Here is a 4052-nt window from a genome sequence, read left to right as displayed (position 1 = left end):
TCTTTGCGTCGTGACATAGTGGGACTCCTTCTTCCTACCCATTATGCCCGCCACACACGAAATTCCTGACAGTCCCTCCAGATCCAGCACGGCATTCTGCCCGGCACCATCGCCGATGTTCATGCGGCCGAGGTCGCCAGCCTCATGCCCATGGGGCGCCCCTTCGACGGCTTCGTGGAACACACCAAGCGGGTATCGCCGACTTGCCTGATATCCTTCGAGCGTAACCGCTACAGCGTGCCCGCTTCCTTTGCCAACCGGCCTGTGAGTCTGCGGGTTTATCCCGAACGCATCGTCATCGCTGCCGAAGGGCAGATCCTGTGCGAGCATGGGCGGGTGATCGAACGATCCCATGATCAGCCGGGACGGACGATCTATGACTGGCGGCACTATCTTGCGGTAATCCAGCGCAAGCCCGGTGCTTTGCGCAACGGTGCGCCCTTTACCGAGATGCCGACAGCGTTCCGGCAACTGCAAGACCAGCTTCTGAAGCGCCCCGGCGGCGACCGGGAGATGGTGGAAATCCTCTCGCTGGTCCTGCACCATGACGAGCAGGCCGTGCTTTGTGCGGTCGAACTGGCGCTTGAAGCCGGCGTTGCGACCAAGACCCACGTCCTTAACGTCCTGCATCGGCTGATTGACGGCAAGACAGACAATCCCCCTAGGATTGACGCGCCACAGGCGCTGAGGCTGCACCGCGAGCCCAGGGCCAACGTCGAGCGCTATGACGCGCTTCGCGGGAAGGAGGCGGCCCGTGCGTCATGATCCCGCCAGTGCTGCCGTCGTGGTCATGCTGCGCGGCCTCAAAATGTATGGCATGGCCCAGGCCGTCAGCGATCTCATCGAACAAAGGGCGCCCGCCTTCGATGCTGCAGTTCCGATCCTGTCAGGGCTGCTCAAGGCCGAAGTTGCCGAACGCGAGGTCAGGTCCATTGCCTACCAGCTCAAGGCAGCCAGGTTCCCGGCCTACAAGGATCTCGCCGGGTTCGACTTCGCTGTCAGCGAGGTCAATGAAGCCCTGGTCCGCCAGCTGCATCGCGGCGAGTTCATCGAGGGTGCCCACAACGTGGTGCTGATCGGTGGACCTGGTACCGGCAAGACCCACATCGCCACAGCCCTCGGCGTGCAGGCTGTCGAGCATCATCGCAAGAAAGTCCGCTTCTTCGCCACGGTCGACCTAGTCAACGCGCTGGAGCAGGAAAAAGCGATGAACAAGGCGGGCCAACTGGCCGAACGCCTGCTGCGCCTCGATCTCATCATCCTCGACGAACTGGGCTACCTGCCGTTCAGCCCGTCAGGCGGCGCACTCCTCTTCCACCTGCTTTCCAAGCTCTACGAGCGCACCAGCGTCATCATCACCACCAATCTGAGCTTCAGCGAGTGGGCGGGCGTGTTCGGCGATGCCAAGATGACGACCGCGCTGCTCGATCGCCTCACTCATCATTGCCACATCCTCGAGACCGGCAATGACAGCTTCAGGTTCCGCGCCAGCTCTGCGGCACCCAAATCCAGAAAGGAAAAATCACCCGCTTGACCCATTGCCCGCACCGCGGGACATACCATCCACCCGGGTCAGTTCTCGATGGAAACTCCGGGTCACATCTCAGTGGAAATCAACACCCTCGTCACCACCCAGCGCCTCTGGCGGGCCGACATCCAGCGCTACGCCCAAGAAGCGAGCGTTCGGTCGTCGAGCCAGATCGGGTTCTGGCAGGAGCACCATCGCAAGGATGCGATGGCCGTCGAGGCACTCAACACACTGCCCGTCCGCTCGGAGGAGATTCGAAGCCTAGCGACCCTCCATATCCTGCAGGGGGACGCTGCGGACGCGCACCGGGTCCGCGACGCGATCACGGCGTTCGCAGACGCGCCTGATTTCGAGCTGGAGGAGGAGCGCAACCACCCCGGCGCGCGGGAACACGCAGCGGAGCAGGCGAGGACCCACGCCGCCTGGGGGGACCTCGCCCACTACCGATTGGTGGACGTGCCAGACATGCCCGACCAGCAGGCGATCGTCATGGTGAACCCGATCCTTGAGGAGCCGGGCGTCCGAGAGCGGCTGGAGGAAGGTCAGCAACACCTGCGGGCCTTCGCCCTGTTCCACTGGGCTGAGAAGTCGTTCGAGGAACATCGTGTCGCGGACGCGATGACAATAGAGCAAGGCGTCGCCAGCGCCCGCTCCCTCGACGACGGCTCGCTCTTCCAGTCGACCGCGGACGACGACCAGGTCTCCATTCGACGGGGCGCGGTGGCAGGGGCAGCGGCCGTCGTCGCCGCGTTCGCACCGACCAGTCCTAATTCCGGATGGGCGCGGGAGGTGCTGGCGTGTGCTGCCGACTGTCCCGAGGAGGGAGGGCCGCTCTGGTCCTCGGTCGGCATCGTAAGCTGGCATCACGTCATCTTCGTGGCGCGCGCCGCGGCCGCCGACCTCCGCCGCGATCCCGCTTCCAAACGGCACGCGGCCGACCTGCTCGCCACGCTGACCCATCCACTCGACAACGTCGGGCTGGCGACCTCCGCGATGCTCGCCTTCCTGTGGGACGTGGCACCGCGGGTGTGCTGGGTCGGCCTCGGGCTCGCGCTCGACCTATGCATTTTCGCGCCCGGCGACATTGGTCCAAACTCGATGCACGATCCCAACGCTGGCGCCGAGGCACGGCAGCGCAAGCTCAACGCAGCTCTGGCCAAGCTCGATCTCGACGCCGCCCCGCTACCGATCCCGCCCCCACCGTGGACGGCCACGGCGGCAGAGGACCCCCGCCGCGTGGATCGGCTGCCCGATGCGGACGATGAGGGAGTGTCGGCGCCGACACACTGGCGGGCCGCGGACGGGTGGTGGCGGTCGGACCGCGCGGGCGAGATACTGGCCAAGCAGCCGGCGCGGGCCATCCTGGCCGCTGGCTTCGAGGCGCCCTTCGTCTCGTTCTGCGAGGCGATGCTCGCCTGGACGATCGAGCGGCGGGCGCCGGCTTGGGCCTCGCGCGTGCGTGACGTAGACAGGGCCGACGTGATGGAGTGGACGCACCGGCTCGACGTGCTCGGGGTGGTCGTCGGTCTCATAGAGCCCAAGCGGGCCGAAGCGGGCTTCATCACGCCGATCTGCGCTGTCGAGGAGGAGGAAGCCTGCTTTGACCTGCTCACGCCGCTCGTAACGATGTTCATCTGCCAGCACGTCTTGGACAGCGCGGATGTCGCGCCGATCACGCCTCTCGTCCTCGAGCGTTCGCTCAACCGGCTTCTGGCCGCACCGACCTTCAGTCGGACCGCATACCGCGCTGGCGAGCTGCACGGCTTCTCGATGCCGCAGCTGGCGCGATGGCTGATGTTCGTCGGAGTGGAGAAGGCCGCGCTCGCCCACCGGTTCTCCAACGGCGACTGGTCCGACATCGATCTGATACTTCCTACCGTGAACCGGTTCGTCCGCAGCGCCGGCTGGGCCCCGACAGTCATGGAGGACTTCTTGACCCTGGCCGAGCGCGCTCGCGAGCACTTCCCCGCGGACGCGTTCGCCGACGCCGTCGTCGCCGCGCTATCGGCGAGGGCTGACCCGGGGGCGCGCTGGCGCGGCACGATGATCGCGGCCAGGATCGCCTCGAGGGTTCAGGACATCGCGGACCGCTCGTCGCCGCTGCCGCTCGCCCTCGGGCAGAAGCTGCTCGGCATCCTCGACACCCTCGTCGACCAGGGGGACCGGCGAAGCGCAGCGTTGCAGGTCAGCCCGGCATTCCGCGACCTGCGAGTGGCCGCGGCGGACGGCGCGGACGCCGGCCAATGAGTTTCACCCTTCGCCGCTACGCGACGCTGCCAGTGGGCACAAGCGAGGCGATGGCTTTGATTAGCCCCGCGATGAATAGAAAGCGCAATCTAAAGGTAGCGCAAAATAAAGGCCGTCCACTAGCTGCCGGTCGGCTATCGGGCCAATCCGAGCCCATCGTCGCGCTGCGCTCGGCAACGTCGGCTTTCTGAGGTTCGGAGCCTAGGCCGTGTTGACAAAAGGGATTCTCAATCCCGCCTCGTTCTGATTCAAGACTGCTTTTCAAGGAGCGGTCATG

The 4052-nt window shown here is 65.6% G+C and carries 2 protein-coding genes and 1 pseudogene; all 3 read left to right on the top strand.

Annotated elements, in window-relative coordinates; translation table 11 throughout:
• Positions 1 to 78 precede the first annotated feature (78 nt).
• Positions 79 to 765, top strand: a pseudogene (locus ELY13_RS14690) (Mu transposase domain-containing protein); the annotation flags it as partial.
• Positions 755 to 1534, top strand: coding sequence for an IS21-like element helper ATPase IstB (gene istB / locus ELY13_RS14685; protein ID WP_126174627.1), 780 nt, complete (start codon positions 755 to 757; stop codon positions 1532 to 1534). The pseudogene ELY13_RS14690 and the gene istB, both read left to right, overlap by 11 nt.
• A gap of 72 nt (positions 1535 to 1606) precedes the next feature.
• The gene (locus tag ELY13_RS14680) at positions 1607 to 3775 is read left to right on the top strand and encodes a hypothetical protein (RefSeq protein ID WP_126174626.1); all 2169 of its coding nucleotides are present in this window, start codon (positions 1607 to 1609) and stop codon (positions 3773 to 3775) included.
• The last annotated feature ends 277 nt before the right edge of the window (positions 3776 to 4052 follow it).

This window comes from Altericroceibacterium xinjiangense, assembly GCF_003958635.1.
GTDB classification, from domain to species: domain Bacteria; phylum Pseudomonadota; class Alphaproteobacteria; order Sphingomonadales; family Sphingomonadaceae; genus Altericroceibacterium_A; species Altericroceibacterium_A xinjiangense.
Note: the sequence above shows the minus strand (reverse complement) of the source record. Positions and strands in the feature narration are given on the sequence as shown.